This is a genomic window from Cupriavidus sp. GA3-3, assembly GCF_000389805.1.
GTDB lineage: Bacteria > Pseudomonadota > Gammaproteobacteria > Burkholderiales > Burkholderiaceae > Cupriavidus > Cupriavidus necator_D.
Map to the genome: position 1 here is coordinate 309101 of NZ_KB944460.1, position 17402 is coordinate 326502.

At 67.2% G+C, this 17402-nt stretch carries 19 protein-coding genes; 6 read left to right on the top strand and 13 right to left on the bottom strand.

Annotated features, from left to right (window positions below; genetic code table 11):
* Window positions 1-5: 5 nt before the first annotated feature.
* On the top strand, window positions 6-1484 hold the full coding sequence (locus C265_RS01365) for an efflux transporter outer membrane subunit (RefSeq protein WP_010810259.1): 1479 nt from the start codon (window positions 6-8) through the stop codon (window positions 1482-1484).
* Between the two features lie 16 nt (window positions 1485-1500).
* Here the strand turns inward: C265_RS01365 and C265_RS01370 are convergent, their stop codons facing one another.
* From C265_RS01370 to C265_RS01380, 3 genes are all read right to left on the bottom strand, one after another.
* Complete coding sequence (locus C265_RS01370; RefSeq protein ID WP_010810260.1) at window positions 1501-2772, bottom strand: sensor histidine kinase KdpD; 1272 nt, start codon at window positions 2770-2772, stop codon at window positions 1501-1503.
* Between the two features lie 29 nt (window positions 2773-2801).
* Window positions 2802-3545, bottom strand: a complete 744-nt coding sequence (locus tag C265_RS01375) for a response regulator (protein WP_010810261.1) — start codon at window positions 3543-3545, stop codon at window positions 2802-2804.
* A gap of 147 nt (window positions 3546-3692) precedes the next feature.
* Window positions 3693-4403, bottom strand: coding sequence for an SDR family NAD(P)-dependent oxidoreductase (locus C265_RS01380; RefSeq protein WP_010810262.1), 711 nt, complete (start codon window positions 4401-4403; stop codon window positions 3693-3695).
* A 289-nt stretch (window positions 4404-4692) separates the two neighbouring features.
* Between C265_RS01380 and C265_RS01385 the strand changes: the two genes are divergently transcribed.
* Complete coding sequence (locus C265_RS01385; protein WP_010810263.1) at window positions 4693-5604, top strand: LysR family transcriptional regulator; 912 nt, start codon at window positions 4693-4695, stop codon at window positions 5602-5604.
* Window positions 5605-5619: 15 nt separating this feature from the next.
* On the opposite strand, the gene C265_RS01390 is transcribed toward C265_RS01385, so the two are convergent.
* Both C265_RS01390 and C265_RS01395 read right to left on the bottom strand, forming a co-directional pair.
* Complete coding sequence (locus C265_RS01390; protein ID WP_010810264.1) at window positions 5620-6084, bottom strand: RidA family protein; 465 nt, start codon at window positions 6082-6084, stop codon at window positions 5620-5622.
* Between the two features lie 149 nt (window positions 6085-6233).
* Window positions 6234-7184: a GlxA family transcriptional regulator gene (locus C265_RS01395; RefSeq protein ID WP_010810265.1), complete on the bottom strand. Its 951-nt coding sequence runs from the start codon at window positions 7182-7184 to the stop codon at window positions 6234-6236.
* A 171-nt stretch (window positions 7185-7355) separates the two neighbouring features.
* Between C265_RS01395 and C265_RS01400 the strand changes: the two genes are divergently transcribed.
* Together C265_RS01400 and C265_RS01405 are read left to right on the top strand one after the other, a co-directional pair.
* A complete protein-coding gene (locus tag C265_RS01400; RefSeq protein ID WP_010810266.1) occupies window positions 7356-8159 on the top strand; it encodes an SDR family oxidoreductase in 804 nt (267 codons plus the stop codon).
* Between the two features lie 303 nt (window positions 8160-8462).
* Window positions 8463-8774: a hypothetical protein gene (locus C265_RS01405; RefSeq protein WP_010810267.1), complete on the top strand. Its 312-nt coding sequence runs from the start codon at window positions 8463-8465 to the stop codon at window positions 8772-8774.
* Window positions 8775-8795: 21 nt separating this feature from the next.
* Here C265_RS01405 and C265_RS01410 read toward each other — a convergent pair whose 3' ends face one another.
* From C265_RS01410 to C265_RS01445, 8 genes are all read right to left on the bottom strand, one after another.
* The gene (locus C265_RS01410; RefSeq protein WP_010810268.1) at window positions 8796-9830 is read right to left on the bottom strand and encodes a LacI family DNA-binding transcriptional regulator; all 1035 of its coding nucleotides are present in this window, start codon (window positions 9828-9830) and stop codon (window positions 8796-8798) included.
* A 92-nt stretch (window positions 9831-9922) separates the two neighbouring features.
* Window positions 9923-10906, bottom strand: a complete 984-nt coding sequence (locus tag C265_RS01415; protein ID WP_010810269.1) for a tripartite tricarboxylate transporter substrate binding protein — start codon at window positions 10904-10906, stop codon at window positions 9923-9925.
* A gap of 87 nt (window positions 10907-10993) precedes the next feature.
* Window positions 10994-12097 (bottom strand): porin, encoded by a 1104-nt coding sequence (locus C265_RS01420; protein WP_010810270.1) that lies wholly within the window; start codon window positions 12095-12097, stop codon window positions 10994-10996.
* 86 nt (window positions 12098-12183) lie between these two features.
* The gene (locus C265_RS01425) at window positions 12184-12525 is read right to left on the bottom strand and encodes a cupin domain-containing protein (RefSeq protein ID WP_010810271.1); all 342 of its coding nucleotides are present in this window, start codon (window positions 12523-12525) and stop codon (window positions 12184-12186) included.
* On the bottom strand, window positions 12522-13499 hold the full coding sequence (locus C265_RS01430; protein WP_010810272.1) for a zinc-binding alcohol dehydrogenase family protein: 978 nt from the start codon (window positions 13497-13499) through the stop codon (window positions 12522-12524). The genes C265_RS01425 and C265_RS01430 overlap by 4 nt, the downstream gene beginning before the upstream one ends.
* A gap of 41 nt (window positions 13500-13540) precedes the next feature.
* A complete protein-coding gene (locus tag C265_RS01435; protein WP_010810273.1) occupies window positions 13541-14425 on the bottom strand; it encodes a 3-keto-5-aminohexanoate cleavage protein in 885 nt (294 codons plus the stop codon).
* Window positions 14426-14476: 51 nt separating this feature from the next.
* Window positions 14477-15226, bottom strand: coding sequence for an SDR family NAD(P)-dependent oxidoreductase (locus C265_RS01440; RefSeq protein ID WP_037023341.1), 750 nt, complete (start codon window positions 15224-15226; stop codon window positions 14477-14479).
* 42 nt (window positions 15227-15268) lie between these two features.
* Window positions 15269-16204 (bottom strand): dioxygenase, encoded by a 936-nt coding sequence (locus tag C265_RS01445; protein WP_010810275.1) that lies wholly within the window; start codon window positions 16202-16204, stop codon window positions 15269-15271.
* Window positions 16205-16618: 414 nt separating this feature from the next.
* Between C265_RS01445 and C265_RS01450 the strand changes: the two genes are divergently transcribed.
* Both C265_RS01450 and C265_RS01455 read left to right on the top strand, forming a co-directional pair.
* A complete protein-coding gene (locus tag C265_RS01450) occupies window positions 16619-16930 on the top strand; it encodes a hypothetical protein (protein WP_010810276.1) in 312 nt (103 codons plus the stop codon).
* 33 nt (window positions 16931-16963) lie between these two features.
* The gene (locus tag C265_RS01455) at window positions 16964-17383 is read left to right on the top strand and encodes an organic hydroperoxide resistance protein (protein ID WP_010810277.1); all 420 of its coding nucleotides are present in this window, start codon (window positions 16964-16966) and stop codon (window positions 17381-17383) included.
* Window positions 17384-17402 lie beyond the last annotated feature (19 nt).

Consider the following 17402-nt stretch of genomic DNA (forward strand, 5'->3'; position numbering starts at 1 on the left):
CCGTCATGCCCCAAAGTCCATTCCGCCCCCCGCTCCGGCGCACCCGCGCCGGTATCGCCCGCCTCCTGCCCACCCTGCTTGCGGCCAGCGCCGCGGCCACCCTGGTGGCCTGCGCGGCCGGCCCCGATTACCACATGCCGGCCTCGGACATGCCCGCGGCCTACCCGCACGCAGCGGCACTGGACGCCCGCGAGGCCACGCAGCCCGCGCCGTCACTGGACAGCTGGTGGCTGGGCTTTGACGATCCCGCGCTGACGCGCGTGATCCAGCGCGCGCTGGAGCAGAACCTCGACCTGGCGGCGGCGATTGCGCGGGTCGACCAGGCCCGCGCCGCGGCCAGCCACGCCGGCGCCGAACTGCTGCCGCAGGCATCGTTGTCCGGCAGCGTGGCCAGGCAGCGCCAGTCGCTGGAAGGGCCTTTGGGCAGCCTCGGCAAGAACGCGCCGGGCTTTGAGCGCAACAAGACGGTGTACAGCGCTGGTGTGGGAGCAAGCTGGGAGATCGACGTGGCCGGCGGCCTGCGGCGCGGCGCAGAGGCCGCCAGCGCGGAGGCCCAGGCCGCGGAAGCCGAGCACATGGGCGTGCGCGTGCTGGTAGCCGCCGAAGCGGCCGATGCCTACTTCCGCGTGCGCGGCGCGCAGCAGCGCATCGCCATCGCGCAACAGCAGGTGCGGACCAATGCAAAGCTGCTCGAGCTGGTGCAGCTGCGGCTGGCCGATGGCATCGGCGCCGAGCGGGAACGCGCGCAGGCGGAAGCACAGCTGGCACAGACCCGCGTGACCATCCCGCCGCTGCAGATCGAACTGGAGACACAGCTGAACCGGCTCGATGTATTGATGGGCGCGCATCCGGGCACCTATGCCGCTGAACTCCTGACGCCGACCGAGCGCACCGCCGTGCCGCAGATCGCCGTGGCGCAAGGTCCGGCCAACCTGCTGCAACGCCGCCCGGACGTGATTGCCGCGGAGCGCCGGCTGGCGGCATCCAGTGCCCGCATCGGCGTGGCCACTGCCGAGTACTACCCGAAGCTGTCGCTGTCAGCGCTGCTCGGCTTCGAGAGCCTCTCCGCCGGCAAGCTGTTCACCGGGTCCGCCTTCCAGCCCGCCGCGATCGCGGGACTGCGCTGGCGGCTGTTCGACTTCGGCCGGGTCGATGCCGAAGTGGCGCAGGCCAAAGGCGCCAACGCCGAAGCCCTGGCCACCTACCGCAAGGCCATGCTGCGCGCCACCGAGGACGTGGAAAACGCGATCATCACGCTGACCCAGCTGGAGTTGCAGGGCAAGGAGCTGACAGTGGAAGTGGCTGCCCACGCGCGCTCGCGCGGCGCCGCCGAGGACGCCTACAAGGGCGGCGCGGTCAGCCTGTTCGAAGTGCTGGAGGAAGACCGCCTGCTGCTGGCCGCGCGCGACCAGCAGGCACGTGTGGGCGCCGACAATGCCCGCGCGGCGGTGGCAACGTTCCGTGCGCTGGGGGGTGGCTGGTAACGTAGCGGGCGGCGGCTCAGCCCACCCTGAGCCGCGCCTCCAGGCCACCGCCCTCGCGATTGCGCAGCGTCAGTGAGCCGCCGATGGCCAGCGCAAGCTGGTGCGCAATCGCCAGGCCCAGGCCGGTGCCGCCGGTCTCCCGGTTGCGCGATGCCTCAAGCCGGACAAACGGCTGCAGCACGGACTCCAGCTGCTCAGCCGGGATGCCGGGCCCGCGGTCGAGCACGCTGATGGTCACCGCGCCGCCGTCCTCGCGGTGCACGCTCAGCTCCGCCGCCCCGCCGAACTTGAGGGCGTTGTCGGTCAGGTTGGTCAGGATGCGGCGCAAGGCGTGCGGGCGCGTGTCGAGGGTGCCGCCGGCACGCTGCAGGATGGTGACGGCCTTGCCGGTGTCCTGGTAGTCGTAGACCAGGCTCTCGACGAACGAGCCGATGTCGATCCGCGACGGCGTCTCGCCATCGCCATGCATGGCGCGCGCGTAGGCCAGCCCCTCCTTCACCAGCGTTTCGATCTCGGTGAGGTCTTGCACCAGCTTCCTCTTTTCCTCAGAGTCTTCCGTCATTTCTGCGCGCAGCTTCATCCGCGTGATCGGCGTCTGCAGGTCGTGGGAAATCGCGGCCAGAATCTGCACGCGCTCCTCGACAAAGCGGGCAATGCGTTCGCGCATGGCATTGAATGCGCGCGCGGCGCGCACCAGTTCGGTGGGCCCGGTCTCGCCCAGCGGCTGGGTCCTGGCATTCGGGTCGAGCGCGTCGGCGGCATTGGCCAGCGCCACCAGCGGGCGGATCGCCAGGCGCACGCCAAGCCAGCAGCACAGGATCAGCAGCAGCAACTGGATAAGCAGCACATAAGGCAGCCATTGCGCCACCGGCGTCGGCTTCGGATGCACGTCGATGGTCAGCGGGCTGCCATCGCTGAGGGTCAGGTGGGCCTGCATGCGCTTGCCCTGGCCGGGGATGGACTCGACCCTGACCGGGAAGCGGCCGCCGCTCGCTTCCATGATCCGGTCGGCGACTTCCGTGGCCTGCGCGGACATCTCCGGCACGCCTGGCAGCCCCGGCCCCAGGATGTATTGGTAGGCGCCGCGATTCACGTGGCGCAGCCACTGCGGGCGCTCCGCCGCGGGCAGGCGGTCGAGGATGGCGATCGAGGTGGAGACGTCGGTCTCCAGGGTGCCGAGCATGACCTTGCGCGCGGTGATGTAGCGCTCGGCAAACAGTACGCCGAACGACAGGCCATGGGCGACGATGAGGCCGGCCAGCAGGATCAGGAACAGCCGCGCGCCCATCGTACGGGGCCAGGGCAAGGCACGGAGATTCACTGGCGTGCCTCCCGGATCTCCACGGGCGTCGAGAAGACATAGCCCTCGCTGCGCACGGTCTTGATGTAGCGGGGCTCGCGCGCGTCGTCCCTGAGGTGCTGGCGCAAGCGGCTGACCAGCAGGTCGATCGAGCGCTCGAACATTTCCGCTTCGCGGCCCTGCGTGAGGCTGAGCAGCTGGTCGCGGTTGAGCACGCGCTGCGGATGGTCGACAAAGACGCGCAGCAGCCGGTATTCCGCGCCGCTCAGCGCGACGATGACGCCATCCTGGTCAATCAGGTGGCGCGCGGTGGTGTCGAGCTGCCAGTCGCCAAATGCAAGCAGCTGCCCGGCCTCGGTGATCTGCAGGTTGGGCGGAAGCATCCGGGTCCGCCGCAGCACCGCCTTGATGCGGGCCAGCAGCTCGCGTGCGGCGAAAGGCTTGGCAAGATAGTCGTCGGCGCCCATTTCCAGGCCGATGATGCGGTCGGTCTCGTCGCTGCGCGCGGTCAGCATCAGCACCGGGGTGGCCTTGTGCTTGCCCGCCCGCAGTTCACGGCACAGCACCAGGCCATCCTCGCCCGGCATCATTACATCCAGCACGATCAGGTCGACGCTGTTGACGTCCAGGAACGATCGCATGTGCCGCCCGTCAGGCACCACGGTAACGCGCAAGCCGTTCTTGGTGAGGTAGGTTGAGACCAGTTCACGGATTTCGCGGTCGTCATCCACGATCAGGATGTGGTCGGTGTGTGCTTCCATCGGCGTCACCTTGGCAGATTGATTGAAAACCGCCAGGCGCGGCGCCGGGCACCGAAAGATTAACGCAATACGGCGCGACGGGTATTCCCCCGTCGCGCCGTCGGGTAACACCCGCGGTGCGCTGGCGCGCGCCGCGGGGGTGTCCGCTCAATGCCCTGCGCTCTGGCCGCCGTCTACATGCAGGATCTCGCCCGTGACGAACGGCGCGTTGTCGAGATACAGGACCGCATCGACGATATCGCGCATCTCGCCCATATGCCCCACCGGGTGCAGGGCGCCCAGCGCCTCATGGGTTTCCGGCGCATGCATCGGCGACTTGATGATGCCGGGCGCGACCGCGTTGGCGCGGATGCCGGTCCTGGCGTACTCGATGGCAAGCGACTTGGTCGCGGCGTTCAGGCCACCCTTGGTCAGCGAGGCCAGCACCGACGGCACCCCGCTGATCGCATGGTCGACCAGGCTGGTTGTGATGCTGACCACGTGGCCGCTGCGGTGCTTCTCCATTTCGGCGATGGCCAGCTGCGTGATATGGAAGAAGCCCGTCAGGTTGATGCCGGTGACGGCCGCGTAGTCCTCGTCGGTATAGCTGGTGAACGGCTTGGCGACGAAGATGCCGGCGTTGTTGACCAGGGTGTCGATGCGGCCGAACCTTGCCACGGCCTCGGCGACGACGCGGCGCGCCGTGGACGGATCGGCGATATCGCCGGCGACTGCCAGGATGTCCTGGTCGTCCGACGGCTTGATGGTGCGCGCCGTGGCGACAACGCGATGGCCGCGCTCCCGGAACGCCTTGACCAGTTCGGCGCCAATGCCTTGCGATGCGCCCGTGACGACTACGACTTTCTGTGCTGCACTCATTTTCTTGAACCTCGATGTAGATTGAATCGGCTTGTTTGCCGATCGGGCCGGCGGCTCCGATGGGTTCCAATCTAGGCAATTCGCTTCCGTATTCGAAGACCCTGGCGGCACAAACAGTCTTGCGCCACAAGCACAAATGGAGCGGGACGAATCCTCCGGCGCGCCTGGCGTGCGCAGCCTCGTGGTCACTTCGGCGCAGGCCACGGCCCGGACATCGACTTCTGCCAGTGGCGCACATATGATGGATACATCGCTTGATCCGGTGCGGCCTGCGGTCGCAAGCAAAGAAATGAAACGGCAATTCGATGACCTTCAGCTTGGCAGCATCGAGCTGTTCTGCCTGGCCGCGGAGCTGGGCAGCTTTACCGCGGCGGCAGTGGCCGCGGGCGTGACACCGCCCGCAGTCAGCCGCACTGTGCAAAGGCTTGAAGAGCGCCTGGGGGTGCGGCTGTTCGTGCGGACCACGCGGCAGATCCGCCTGACCGACGAAGGCCGGGTGTATTTCGAGCAGAGCCGCGGCGCACTGGCGCAGCTGGTGGACGCGGAGCGGCAGATCAGCGGCCAGCAGGCTGCCCCCGCGGGGCGCTTGCGGATCAGCCTGCCGACCCCTTACGCGCACTATCGCGTGCTGCCAGTGCTGCCGGCATTCCGCGAGCGCTACCCCGAAGTCGAGATCGACGTGCACATCAGCAACCGCAACGTGGATTTCGCCGATGACACCTATGACCTGTCGGTGCGCGGGCGTGCGCCGGATGACTCGAACCTGATCGCGCGCAAGCTGGAAGACGCGGAGCTGGTGGTGGTGGCAACGCCTGGCTATCTGCGGCGTGCCGGCACACCGCAGTCATTGGAGGACCTGCTCAGGCATGAGTGCATCCAGTTCGAGCGCCCGAGCAGCGGCCGGCGGATCCCATGGACGTTCCGGGTCAACGGCGAGGACACGGATATCGTGACCGCCGGCTCGTATGCGGCGTCAGAAGACATCCTGGGCGGGGCCACTCTGGTGCGCGCCGGCGCGGGCCTGTTCCAGACCTACCGCTTCGTGGTGGAACAGGACCTGCGCGACGGCACGCTGGTGGAGGTGCTGAAGGACTACGGCGGCAGTACGCGCCCCTTTGTGCTGCTGTACCCGTCCGCGCGCCACGTCTCGCGCCGGGTACGGGCGTTCGTCGACTTCCTGGTCGAGAAGTTCTCGGCGTAGCGGCTCACGCCGCGCTTATTCAGGCCGGATCTGGGCAATGACCACGAGGATCACGGCCGCATTCGCCGGCTGCTGGAAGTGCGAGGAAATGGTGCGCGCGTGGCCGGCCTTCTCTGCCAGCACCTCGCCAAACAGGTCCGAGGCACCGTCGAGCACCGCCGGCTGCCCGAACCAGCCGGGCGCGCTGGAAATGTGCCCGTCGACGCGGACGATGTGGTCCAGGCGCTCGAAGCCACCCAGGTAGGCATGGATCTGCGCCAGCACGTTGAGCGCCGCCAGCTCGGCGGCACGCTTGCCCTGCCCGACATCCAGGTCCTTGCCGACCTGGCCTTGCCAGACCACCTTGCCATCCTGCAAGGGCAACTGCCCGGAAATGAACAGGAGGTCGCCGGCCTGGCTGACCGCGGTATAGCTGCCCAGGGGCTGCGGTGGCTGCGGCAGCACCAGGCCGCGCGCTGCGAGACGTTCTTGCACAGACATGCTGGCTCCAATCAGGTGAGGGTCACGCGACCAACTCTATGTGCGCGCCCGCCTGGGATAAAGGCATGGCGCGGAACAGGAATTGGTACCTGGGGTAACAAGTCGGATACCCGACTTCCTTGCATGCCCCTGTACCGGCACGGCCGCCCCTACGCAGTCTGCAGTTCGTCGCCGCGCGCCATGCGCCGGATCGCCTGCGGCGGTTGGCCGAACGCCCGCAGGAACGCACGCCGCATGCGCTCGCGGTCGCCGAAGCCGGTATCCCGCGCCACCACATCGATGGCATGGCGGCCGCCTTCCATCATCAGCCTGGCCGCCTCCACGCGCAGGTGCTCCACGGCCTTGGCGGGGGTCTGCCCGGTCTCGTCACGAAATGCGCGCGCGAACTGCCGCGGGCTCAGGTGCGCCGCATCCGCCAGTTGTTCCACCGAAAGTTCCTGTTGCAGGTTCTGCCGCGCGAAATCCAGCGCGGCACGAATGCGGTCCGAGCGCGGTTCCAGGTCCAGCAGTGCCGAGAACTGTGACTGGCCGCCGGCGCGCCGGTGATACACGACCAGCAACTTCGCCACATCGCGCGCAACCGCGGCGCCCGCGTCCTTCTCCACCAGCGCCAGCGCCAGGTCGATGCAGGCCGACATCCCGGCCGAGGTCCAGACCGGGCCATCGATGATGAAGATGCGGTCCTCTTCCACGCCGACGTTCGGAAAGCGCCGCCGCAACTGCTCCGCGTAGTACCAGTGCGTGGTGGCGCGGCGGCCGTCCAGCACCCCGGCCTCGGCCAGGTTGAAGGCACCGGTGCAGGTGGCGCCGATGCGCCGCGAAGTCCGCGCCGCACGCTGCAGGAACTTCACCAGGGCGGGCGGCGTGGGCAGCACGTCGTTGTCTCCCACCACCAGCACGGTGTCGAAGCGACGCTTGCCGAACGGCTCGGTGCCGACGGAAAAGCCACCGGAACTCAACACGGGGCCGCCATGCTCGGACAGCAGGTGGACCTTGTACAGCGGCTCTCCGAGCGAGCGGTTGGCGAACTCCAGCACCGTCGAGACCGCGAGGTTCAGCGCCTGGAAGCCGGGATAGAGGGCAAGGGCCACGTGATGCATGTCGATCTCCCGAGGGCAGCAGGAAGGTGTCCTTCCCGGATGGCAGAAAAGGTGGCATCTATGACATTGGTGCCAACGCCATTGTGCGCCTAATCTTGGCTTCACGCAGCCGGCCGATCCAGCGCCGACCGCCACCAACATCCCCGCCCTCACTGAATCTGGAGCTTTGACATGACCACGCACAACCATTCCGGCACCGCCCTCATCACCGGTGCTTCTTCCGGCATCGGCGCCATCTATGCGGAGCGCCTGGCGCGCAGGGGCCACGACCTGATCCTGGTGGCGCGTAACCGCGCGCGGCTGGAAGCACTGGCCCGCCGGATTACCGACGATACCGGCCGCTCGGTCGAGATCGTGACCGCGGACCTTGGCCAGGCAGCCGATGTACGACGCATCGAAGAGATCCTGCGCACGGATGCAAGCATCACCACGCTGGTCAACAACGCCGGCTTCGGCGGCGCTGCACCGCTGCTGCAATCGGATGTCGACACCATGCAGGCAATGATCGAGCTCAACGTCACGGCGCTGACCCGGCTCACCTACGCCGCCGCCCCGGCGTTCGTTGCGCGCGGCGAGGGCACCATCATCAATATCGCCTCGATCGTGGCGGTCGCGCCCGAGGTCCTGAACGGTGTTTACGGCGCCACCAAGGCGTTTGTGCTGGCCTTTACCCAGTCGCTGCAACATGAGCTTGCGGGCAAGGGCGTGCGCATCCAGGCGGTCCTGCCGGGGGCCACCCGCACCGAGTTCTGGGACACCGCCGGCCAGCCGGTCGAGAACCTGCCGCAATCGATAGTCATGAGCGGCGACGACCTGGTCGACGCGGCCCTGGCAGGGCTGGACCAGGGCGAGGTGATTACCGTGCCGTCGTTGCCCGACGTGGCCGACTGGAACACGTTCGAGGCAGCACGCGCCGCGCTCGGCCCCAATCTTTCGCGTGACCAGCCCGCTACCCGGTACGGCGTTGCCCGGTAACTGACGGCTCGCGGACGCGCGCGGCCTTTACACCACCTTCCCCGGGGCGCGCGGTATCCGGCAAGCGCTCCGGCCGCCGCGCGCCTCCTCCCTGCCACCTACGCCAGCAGGCGCCTCCCATGGTCCTCTTGTACCGCTATGTATCAAGCACAGGGGACGATACGTGCCCTGACAGAAACAGGGTCTCCACGCTATAGCGCAGATACACCGGTTTCCTTTAATGCATCTCGTGGACCGACGGCATGCGTCGACAAGACGATCCCCCGGCCGCGCAGTTCAACCCAGACCTCAAGGAAACCGACCATGATTACCGATCTCACCAAGCGCATTGTTCTCGCCCTCGCCCTGGCAGCTGCCGCCGCCGGCGCCCAGGCCGCCGGTCCCGGTGCGCGCGATCCGTTCAGCGAAGGCGCACGTTCCGTGCAGGACGCACGCAACGCATTCACCGACGGCGCCCGCGCCGTGCTGGACGCACGCGACCCGTACACCGAGGGCGCGCGCAATGTCGATCCGTACGACAAGGGCGGACGCATCCTGGCCGGGTGGGACCGCACGGGTCCGTCCGCTGATCCGGCGCGCAGCTTCGATCCCTACCAGGACGGCGCCCACGCCTGATAGCAGGGCATTGACCCTCGGCTATTCCGCTGCGCGCGGCGCAGCCGTGGAACCCCGCACGATCAGCTGCGGCGTCAGTTGCACGGTGACGGCATCGGAGGCTGGCTTGTCGATCTTCCTGAGCAGGAGGCGGGCAGCCTCCTCGCCCATTTCGTGGACGGCAATGCGCACGGTGGTCAGCGGCGGCGTCAGGGCGTCGGCGAAAGGCATGTCGTTGTGGCCCACCACCGAGACATCCTCGGGGCAACGCATGCCGTGCTCGCGCAGGTAGTCGTAGCAGCCCATCGCCACCAGGTCATTGCCGGCGGCGATAGCGGTCACCTGCGGAAATGCCGCGAAGAGCTGCTCGCATGCGAGCCGGCCGGCCTCGCGCGAATAGCTGGCGGCCTCCATGACTTGCCATTCCCCGCGGCGCAGGCGGTGGCGCTTGACCGCCTGAAGAAAGCCCTCGCGACGCAGGAAGCCGGTCGACAGCGTGGCTGGCCCGGCAATATGCCCGATGCGGCGGTGGCCCAGGCCGACCAGGTGGTCGACCGTCTGCCGCATGGCCAGCAGGTTGTCGCTCACCACGCAGGACACCCGGCCCGTGTCATCGCCCCGGTTGACCGTGACCACGGGGATATGCTGCTTAAGGCAGTAGGCGAGGATCGGATCGTCCCGTTCTGCGGTGGCAAGCACCAGTCCTTCGACTTGCCGGCCGATCATCTGGTCGATGACAAAGCGCTGCCGGCTCTTGTCGGTACCGGCATTGACCACGATCGGCACGTAGCCCTGCTGCGCCAGCACGGATTCGATCCCGGCCAGGATGGGCGGAAACACCGGGTTGGAAATATCGGGCAGCACCACGCCCACCAGTCCGGAACGCTGGGTGCGCAGCCCCGCCGCGATGCGGTTGGGGCGAAAGCCGCGCGCCTCGGCAACCTCCAGGATGCGGGCCGCCACGTCCTCAGCCACCAGGTGCCGCGTGGCCGGGTTCATCACTCGCGAGATGGTCGAGTAATGCACGTCGATCTCGGCAGCCAGGTCTTTCAGGGTGAGGCGCTTGCGCTCAGGCATGACGGCAGTTGGCGGGGCGGCAGCCCGGGGAGGGTTGGAAACCACCATTCTAAGCCAGCCCCGCGCCGTCGCCGCACGCCTGCCGGGTGCCGCTACTGCCCCGCTTTCACGCCGGATTGCCTGACCACCGGCGCCAGCTTGCCGATCTCCGCCTGGATATAGGCAGCGAACTCCTGCGGCGACGAGCGCTTTGGCTCCGCGCCCTGGGCGGCCAGGCGCTCGCGCACATCCGGCGCGGCCAAGGCCTTGCCGATCTCGGCATTGAGCGCATCGACGATTTCCTTCGGGGTGCCGGCGGGCGCCAGCACGCCGAACCAGGAGTCGAACGCGTAGCCGGGGAAGCCGGACTCCGCCACCGTGGGAATCTCCGGCAGCGCGCTGGCGCGCCTGGCCGTGGTGACCGCCAGCGCCCGCAGCTTGCCCTGCCTGACGAACGGCATGGCCGATACGCTGGGCGCAAACATCATGTCGCCCCGGCCAGCCATGACGTCGGTCAGCGCTTCGCCCGTGCCCTTGTACGGGATATGGACGATGTCAATGCCGGCCTGCATCTTGAACATCTCGCCGCTCAGGTGGGTGGAGCTGCCCGAACCCGCCGAGTCGAAATTCAGCCCGCCCGGCGTCGCCTTGGCGGCGTTGACGACGTCCCGCACCGACTTGTACTTGCTGGCGGCATTGACCACCAGCACATTGGGGACCGTGGCCACCAGCGAGACCGGCGCGAAGTCCTTCACCGTGTCATACGAGAGCTTGGGATACAGCGTGGCGTTGATGGCGTGCCCGACCGAAACCAGGATCAGCGTGTAGCCATCCGGCGCCGCCTTGGCCACGCCGGTGGCACCCAGGGTGCCGCCGGCGCCGGGGCGGTTGTCCACGATCACCTGGTAAGTGCCGCCCTCGCCCATCTTGCTGCCGATGATGCGCGCCAGGATGTCGGTGGCGCTGCCGGCCGAGAACGGCACCACCAGCCGGATCGGCTTGCTGGGATATTGCGGTTGCGCGTGGGCGGCGGGTGCGGCCGCCAGCATGAGCGATGACGCCAGCGCCAGCACGGTGCCTTGGATGGATCGAATCATTCTGTGTCTCCTCACTCCAGAAGCGAGCGCGAACACCGCGCATCGCCGATGAATGCGGCATGCCCATGCCGGGCGTGCCGCCCTGCTTCAGAAGAAGTGCCGCATGCCGAGCGCGACCGTCTGCGGGTCTGAACCCGCGCTCACGCCCAGTTCATTGATGGCAAAGTCGTAGATCGCATTGCGCTTGTTGTTGATGCGGCTGTAGTACGCATACAGCGCGGTGCGCTTGGACAGCGGATAGTCGTAGCCGACCGTGACCTGCGTGGCACCCGTTTCCGCGCCACTGCGGAAGAAGCCCACGGTCTCGGTCGCATTGCCCGCGCCATTGCTGGCAAGGCCAAAACCGACGCGCACGCTGCCCGGCCCGAGCTTCTGCACCAGCGACGCGTAGTACCCGTTGCGGGTCAGGTCGCCGGTCGCGGTGCGGTAGTGGAGCCGTTCATAGAGCAGCGCCACGGTGGTGGTGGGGAACTTGTACGAGACGCCCGCCTTCATCGCATCATCGTTGCGGCCGGCGGTCTGGTAGTGCTGGTGGACTTCATAGGCCAGCACCACGTTGAGCGGGCCGTTGTCGTAGGCCGCCGAGAACGAATACAACCCGGGATTGCGCGGTACGGTGGTCTTCTCCTCATTCACGCCCCACGCCGCAGCGCCGCTGAAGCCGGCGAACGACGGCGACTTGTAGACGATGATGTTCTTCTGCCGGCGGTCGAACGAGCTGGTGTCCTGGACGTTGTCGGAGCTGGACGTGGAGCCGTTGCCGATCAGCGCCATATAGCCGGCGGTGGTCGGATAGTACGGATCGTAGGCCGTTGTCGATTCGGTGTATGGGGTCTGCCAATGCCCCAGGAACAGCGTGCCGGCATCGCCCTGCAGCCCCACCCGCGTATTGCGCCCGGCCACCTGGCCTTGGCCGGTATCGAGCGAGAAATTGCTTTCGATCTGCCAGATGGCTTTCAGGCTGCCGCCCAGGCCTTCTTCGCCGCGCATGCCGAAGACTGAGCGGTTGTTGGTCAGGCGCCCCACGCCGCCAAGGCGGGTGCCGTCGGTCGCGGTGTTGGCATAGGAATACTCCAGTGCCGTATTGATGCGCCCGTACAGCGTCACGGCCGACTGCGCGCTGGCCTCGCCGCCACAGGCTGCGGCCATGGCCAGCATGAGCAGATGGCTGGGCTTTCTGATGGACTTCATTTGTCTCCCCTGGTTTGTCGTGGTTGTTGTGGGCGGGCCGTCTGCCCCGCTCTTTTGCAATCGTTTGCAGTCCGGCCCAAAAAACATCAGCTCTTGGGATACGGCATCGCCAGCAACAGCATCGCCGGCCGATTGCCCGGGTTGAACACCTGCCGCGCCTCACCCGGCGCCACGCGCACGGAATCGAACTGGGCCAGCGTCACGCGCTCGTCGGGCGTGGCGATGCAGACTTCGCCTTCCAGCACGACGTAGTGCTTTTCCACGGGCGCGGCATCCATCGACGTATGGCCGCCCGGCAACAGCACCGAGACCCCCATCCACAAGGCTTCGGACGGTCCCGCTTCATGCCCTTGCAGGCGCAGGCAGTGCATGCCTTCATGATTGGCCGGAAAGTAGGCCGGCGCCTGCGCGAACCGGGTCGTGTTCACGGCTTCAGCACCACGCGTTCGGTCGCGCCTTGCAGGACCGCCCGGTAGGCCTCCTTGGCGTCGGAGAGCGAATAGGTGTAGTCGGAGAAGACCGGGAACGGCCGCAGCGCACCCGAGGCGAACATCGGTGCGAGCTGGTCAAGGATGCCCGCGCAGGCGTTGCTGTCCAGCGCAAGGGTGTCGACGCCCACATAGGTGTGCTGGCCACGATAGAAGGCGAAGATGTCGAACGGCACCGGCTTCTCGATGGTCGAGATGAAGATCTGCGCCGCGCCGATCGCCATGGCCTGGTTGGCCTGTTCGAAGTAGGGGCTTCCCACCGTGTTGTAGACGATGTCCGCACCGTGTCCGTCGGTCTCTTCGCGCACCACCGCGGCAATGGATTCGCTGCTGGCATCGATCATGCGCACGTCGCCGCTGGCATGGCCGCGATAGGCTTCCGCGGTGCGCTCCACCGCAAAAACACGCGCGCCGAGCGCGGTGGCGATCTGGATCGTAGCCTGCCCCACCTTGCCATTGCCGCCACACACCAGCATGGTGCTGCCAGCCTGCGGCATGCCCGCGCGGCGCAGCCCTTCATAGGCGGTAATGAACGGCACACCCACGGCGCCGGCTTCCAGCAGCGACACCGACGCCGGTTTGGCGCGCACGGCGCTGGCCTGGATGCGTAGATACTTGCCATGGGTGCCGTCGCGGCGGATGCCGAGCTCGCCGCCGCTGCCCCAGACCTGCTGGCCCAGCAGTTCGGAGGGACCGTCGACCACCAGGCCTGCGTAGTCGCGGCCCGGCGTGCGCGGCCAGACCGCATGCGGCATCAGGCCGAGCGTTGCCTTCACGTCGCTCGGGTTGACCCCGGCACTGGCCACTTCGATGATGACCTGACCCTGCGCCGCTTCCGGGCGCGGCACGCCGAGCAGCTCCAGCTGCAGGGCGTCGATATTGGCGGCTTTCTCGCTGACTCGAATCGTGTTCATGGTGATTCCTTCCTGAAATGTTTGGTTCGGTATGGCCGGGATCAGGCCTCGCGCAGGCCAAGCGTGCGCCGGGCCTCGGCCGACGACGCAATCTCGCCGCCGAGCGACCTGACGATGTCGCGCGCCTTGGCGACCAGCGCCGCGTTGCTTGGCGCCAGCACGCCCTTCTCCAGATAGATGTTGTCTTCCATGCCGACACGCACGTGTCCGCCTGCAAGCCATGCCTGGGCCACGATCGGGAACTCCGCGCGGCCGATGCCGAAGGCCGACCAGTGGGCGCCGGCGGGCAGCATGTTGCGCGCGTAGAAAATGGTTTCCGGGGTGGCCGCAAAGCCGTACTTCACGCCCAGCACCAGGGTCCACAGGCCGGGGCCGTCCAGCACGCCTTCACGGATGAAGTCGAGCGCCATATTGAGGTCGCCGGAATCGAAGATCTCCAGCTCGGGCATGACACCGGCCGCGCGGATCACGCCGGCCATCTTGCGCACGTTGGTGGGCGTGTTGATGACCACGTCGCCGCCGGAGTTCATGGTGTTCAGGTCGAGCGAGCAGACGTCCGGGCGCAGCGCCGCGATGTGTTCGACGCGCTTGGCGGGATGCAGCAGCGTGGTGCCCGGCGCGGCCACGCGCGGCTCGTCCTCGCTCGGCACGAAGCGGCCACCGGGCCCGGTGGTGAGGTTGATGATCAGCGAGCGGTTGCGTTTGCGGATGCGGTCGATGACATCGGCGTAGTAGTCGAGCGACATCGACGGGCGCCCCGTTTCGGGGTCGCGCACGTGGATGTGGGCGGCGGCTGCGCCGGCCTCGGCGGCTTCCAGCGCGGCGTCGGCAATCTGGGCCGGCGTGACCGGCAAGCCGGGGTGCTGCTCCGGGGTGACAATATTACCGGTCACCGCGCAGGTGATGATGGTCTTGCGTGCGTGCATGAGCGAAGGTCAGTGATGGAAATTCGGTTGGGTAAACAAGCGGGGCCCGGCCTATCCAAGCTGGCGGCCGCCGTCCACGACGATGGTGGTGCCGGTGGCAAAGCGCAGCGACGTCGCGCACGCCGCGATGGCATCGGCCACGTCCTGTGCCTGGCCGACGCGCTTGAGCGGCGTCGACTTGGCGGCGCGCTCGTTGAAGCCGCTGTCGCGTCCCGGCACGAAGGCGGTATCGACCACGCCCGGTGATACGTTCAGCACGCGGATATGCGGCGCCAGCGCGCGCCCGAGCGACATCGCCATGACATCGAGCCCGGCCTTGGCAGCGCAGTACGCAACGTTGCTGCCCTGCCCCGTACGGCCGGCGATGGACCCGACATTGACCACCAGCCCGTCGCCATTGGCGCGCAGGTGCGGCGCGAACGCACGGATCGCAGCAAACTGCCCGCGCCAGTTGATGGCAAACAGTTCATCGATCAGCGCATCGTCCAGGGCGTCCAGGTCGGCGTGCGGGATCGCCCGCGTAAAGCCTGCGGTGTTCACCAGGATATCGACGCGGCCGTAGTGATGGCTGACCTCGTCGGCCAGCGCGCGCAGCGAGGCGCTGTCGGCAACCTCGGCCACAGCGGCAAGATGGTTGCCGGCCGGCAAGGCCGCCGCGGCACTGGCCGCCTTGTCGGCGTCGCGCCCGGTCAGCACGACGCTTGCGCCAAGGCGCGCCAGCGTTTCACCGGCGGCAAAGCCGATCGCGCCGGTGCCGCCGAGGATCACGGCCACCTTGCCGGAAAGAAAAGTAGCACTCATGGTTTCAATGTGGGAATGGGTCAGGGGAAGCCGATCCGGCGATCAGTCGATCGGCGGCTTCGGGAAGGTCTGCTCGCCGGGCTCGAGCGTGAAATCGAACGCCAGTGTGTAGAACGGCGCCGGCACATCGCCCCACGGGCTGGGGCCTTGGTGGTGCAGCCGGAGATCGCCAACCAGCTGCCGATGCACGCCGAACGTGACATCGGATTCCAGCTTGTCCGGCGCGTCGGCAAACACCTGGGTGACGAGCGTCCGGTAACCCGGCGCCGCGACGATGAAATGGATATGCGCCGGCCGGTACGGATGGCGCTGCTGCTCGGCCAGTAGCGTGCCTACCGGGCCGTGGGTCGGCACGGGATAGCCGGCAGGCCGTACCGTGCGAAAGTGGTAGCCGCCGCTTTCATCGGTATGGAAGCAGCCGCGCAGGTTGCGGTCGGGCTGGGCCGGATCCTGGTTGTCATACAGTCCCACCGGCGACGCCTGCCAGATCTCGACCAGGGCGCCTGGCAGCGGCGTGCCATCGGTCGCCCGCACGGTGCCGCTGACCAGCAGCGGCAAGCCAGGCGCGTCGTCCTGCACCACGCAGTCACCGCAGTCATAGCGCGGCGCGTTGGCGCGATAGAACGGGCCCAGCAGCGCGCCGGGCGTGCGCCCGTCCCTGGTGCTGTTATTCATGACGGTCACCAGCGTCGACAGCCCCAGCACGTCGGCAGCCAGCACAACCTCGTTGTGTTTGGCATTGGTCGCATGGCCCAGGCTGGCGATATACCCCAGGGCAAGCTCGAATTCCTCGTCGGACAGCCGCACCTCGGACAGGAACCCGTGAAGGTGCCGCACCAGGGAATCCATGATGAAGCGCAGGCGGGGATTGGCGGTATTGGCCATGGCCGCCTGGACCACGCCTGTCACCGAGTGTTCGTCCTCGATCAGCGCCAGACGCTCGCCTTGTGGCGCCTGCCGCTCGCTGGAAGTTTCCATGTTTTGCCTCCTTTGCAAACGTTTGCATTATCGGCGGTTTCGACGGATGGTCAAGGTCGAAGTTGGTCACCGCCACGACTAGCAACGGCTGCCGTTCAACCAGAATCACAATCAAAACAAGGGCGTACGGAGGATTTTCGGGAGAAACCCTAGGTGCATGCAGAGGCGCAGAATGTGGCGCATAAGCCTGTCCGAGTCCCCTGCCGATGCGGCTCCCCAGCCCGTTCGCGCATGAATTTGTACCCGTCTGTATCACGCAGCTGCAACGATACGTGTTTCGACAGAGACACCCCTCACGCGCTACGGGCCAGATACATCGATCGCCTTAAATGCATTCCGTGGCCCGGCGGCGAACCTCAACAAAGCCAGTCCCTGCCGCGCAATACCGAACCCAAACCTTTAAGGAAGACGATCATGACTACCCACAACATCGCCAAGCGCTTTGTCTTCGCCATCGCCCTGGTTGCCGCCGCTGCCGGTGCGCAGGCCGCCGCACTGTCCCAGCCGGGCGCGCGAGACCCCTTCACCGACGGTGCCCGCTCCGTGCAAGAGGCACGCAGCCCGTACAGCGACGGCGCGCGTGCCGTCGACCCGTTCACGGACGGTGCGCGCAACGTCGATCCGTACTACGACGGCGCACGCACCCTGTCCGGCCTGGACCGCACCGGCGTTTCAGCGGACCCGGCGCGCAGTGTCGACCCCTATCTTGACGGCGCCTACGCCTGAACCCCGACTTTCTGAACAAACAAGGAGCGCATCATGACCCGTATCGAAAAAGTGCTGTACACCGGCAAAGTCCACATCACCGCAGGCGGACGCGACGGCGAAGCCCATAGCGATGACGGCCGGCTGAACCTTCAACTGTCCTCGCCGGGCACCAAAGGCCCGGGCACGAACCCGGAGCAATTGCTCGCCACGGGATGGTCGGCATGCTTTATCGGCGCGATCGGGCTGGCCGCCGGCAAGATGAAAGTGAAGCTGCCGGCCGAGCTTTCGGTCGACGCCGAGGTTGACCTGGGCATGGCTGGCGAGGCCTATTTGCTGCAGGCCCGGCTCAATGTCCACATCCCCGGCATCGACCGTGAAGTGGCCCAGGCACTGGTGGATACCGCGCACCGGACCTGCCCATACTCGAAGGCCCTGCACGGCAACATCCACGTCGAGACCAACCTGGTCTGACACACACCGTGACCTGCCT

What these genes read in the sequence shown, in the direction of transcription:
- C265_RS01455 (WP_010810277.1), top strand. Translation starts at nt 16,964, where the DNA reads ATGACCCGTATCGAAAAAGTGCTGTACACCGGCAAAGTCCACATCACC.
- C265_RS01400 (WP_010810266.1), top strand. Translation starts at nt 7,356, where the DNA reads ATGACCACGCACAACCATTCCGGCACCGCCCTCATCACCGGTGCTTCT.
- C265_RS01395 (WP_010810265.1), bottom strand. Translation starts at nt 7,184, where the DNA reads ATGCATCACGTGGCCCTTGCCCTCTATCCCGGCTTCCAGGCGCTGAAC.
- C265_RS01365 (WP_010810259.1), top strand. Translation starts at nt 6, where the DNA reads ATGCCCCAAAGTCCATTCCGCCCCCCGCTCCGGCGCACCCGCGCCGGT.
- C265_RS01405 (WP_010810267.1), top strand. Translation starts at nt 8,463, where the DNA reads ATGATTACCGATCTCACCAAGCGCATTGTTCTCGCCCTCGCCCTGGCA.
- C265_RS01415 (WP_010810269.1), bottom strand. Translation starts at nt 10,906, where the DNA reads ATGATTCGATCCATCCAAGGCACCGTGCTGGCGCTGGCGTCATCGCTC.
- C265_RS01435 (WP_010810273.1), bottom strand. Translation starts at nt 14,425, where the DNA reads ATGCACGCACGCAAGACCATCATCACCTGCGCGGTGACCGGTAATATT.
- C265_RS01370 (WP_010810260.1), bottom strand. Translation starts at nt 2,772, where the DNA reads ATGGGCGCGCGGCTGTTCCTGATCCTGCTGGCCGGCCTCATCGTCGCC.
- C265_RS01420 (WP_010810270.1), bottom strand. Translation starts at nt 12,097, where the DNA reads ATGAAGTCCATCAGAAAGCCCAGCCATCTGCTCATGCTGGCCATGGCC.
- C265_RS01375 (WP_010810261.1), bottom strand. Translation starts at nt 3,545, where the DNA reads ATGGAAGCACACACCGACCACATCCTGATCGTGGATGACGACCGCGAA.
- C265_RS01380 (WP_010810262.1), bottom strand. Translation starts at nt 4,403, where the DNA reads ATGAGTGCAGCACAGAAAGTCGTAGTCGTCACGGGCGCATCGCAAGGC.
- C265_RS01450 (WP_010810276.1), top strand. Translation starts at nt 16,619, where the DNA reads ATGACTACCCACAACATCGCCAAGCGCTTTGTCTTCGCCATCGCCCTG.
- C265_RS01445 (WP_010810275.1), bottom strand. Translation starts at nt 16,204, where the DNA reads ATGGAAACTTCCAGCGAGCGGCAGGCGCCACAAGGCGAGCGTCTGGCG.
- C265_RS01430 (WP_010810272.1), bottom strand. Translation starts at nt 13,499, where the DNA reads ATGAACACGATTCGAGTCAGCGAGAAAGCCGCCAATATCGACGCCCTG.
- C265_RS01390 (WP_010810264.1), bottom strand. Translation starts at nt 6,084, where the DNA reads ATGTCTGTGCAAGAACGTCTCGCAGCGCGCGGCCTGGTGCTGCCGCAG.
- C265_RS01440 (WP_037023341.1), bottom strand. Translation starts at nt 15,226, where the DNA reads ATGAGTGCTACTTTTCTTTCCGGCAAGGTGGCCGTGATCCTCGGCGGC.
- C265_RS01385 (WP_010810263.1), top strand. Translation starts at nt 4,693, where the DNA reads ATGAAACGGCAATTCGATGACCTTCAGCTTGGCAGCATCGAGCTGTTC.
- C265_RS01410 (WP_010810268.1), bottom strand. Translation starts at nt 9,830, where the DNA reads ATGCCTGAGCGCAAGCGCCTCACCCTGAAAGACCTGGCTGCCGAGATC.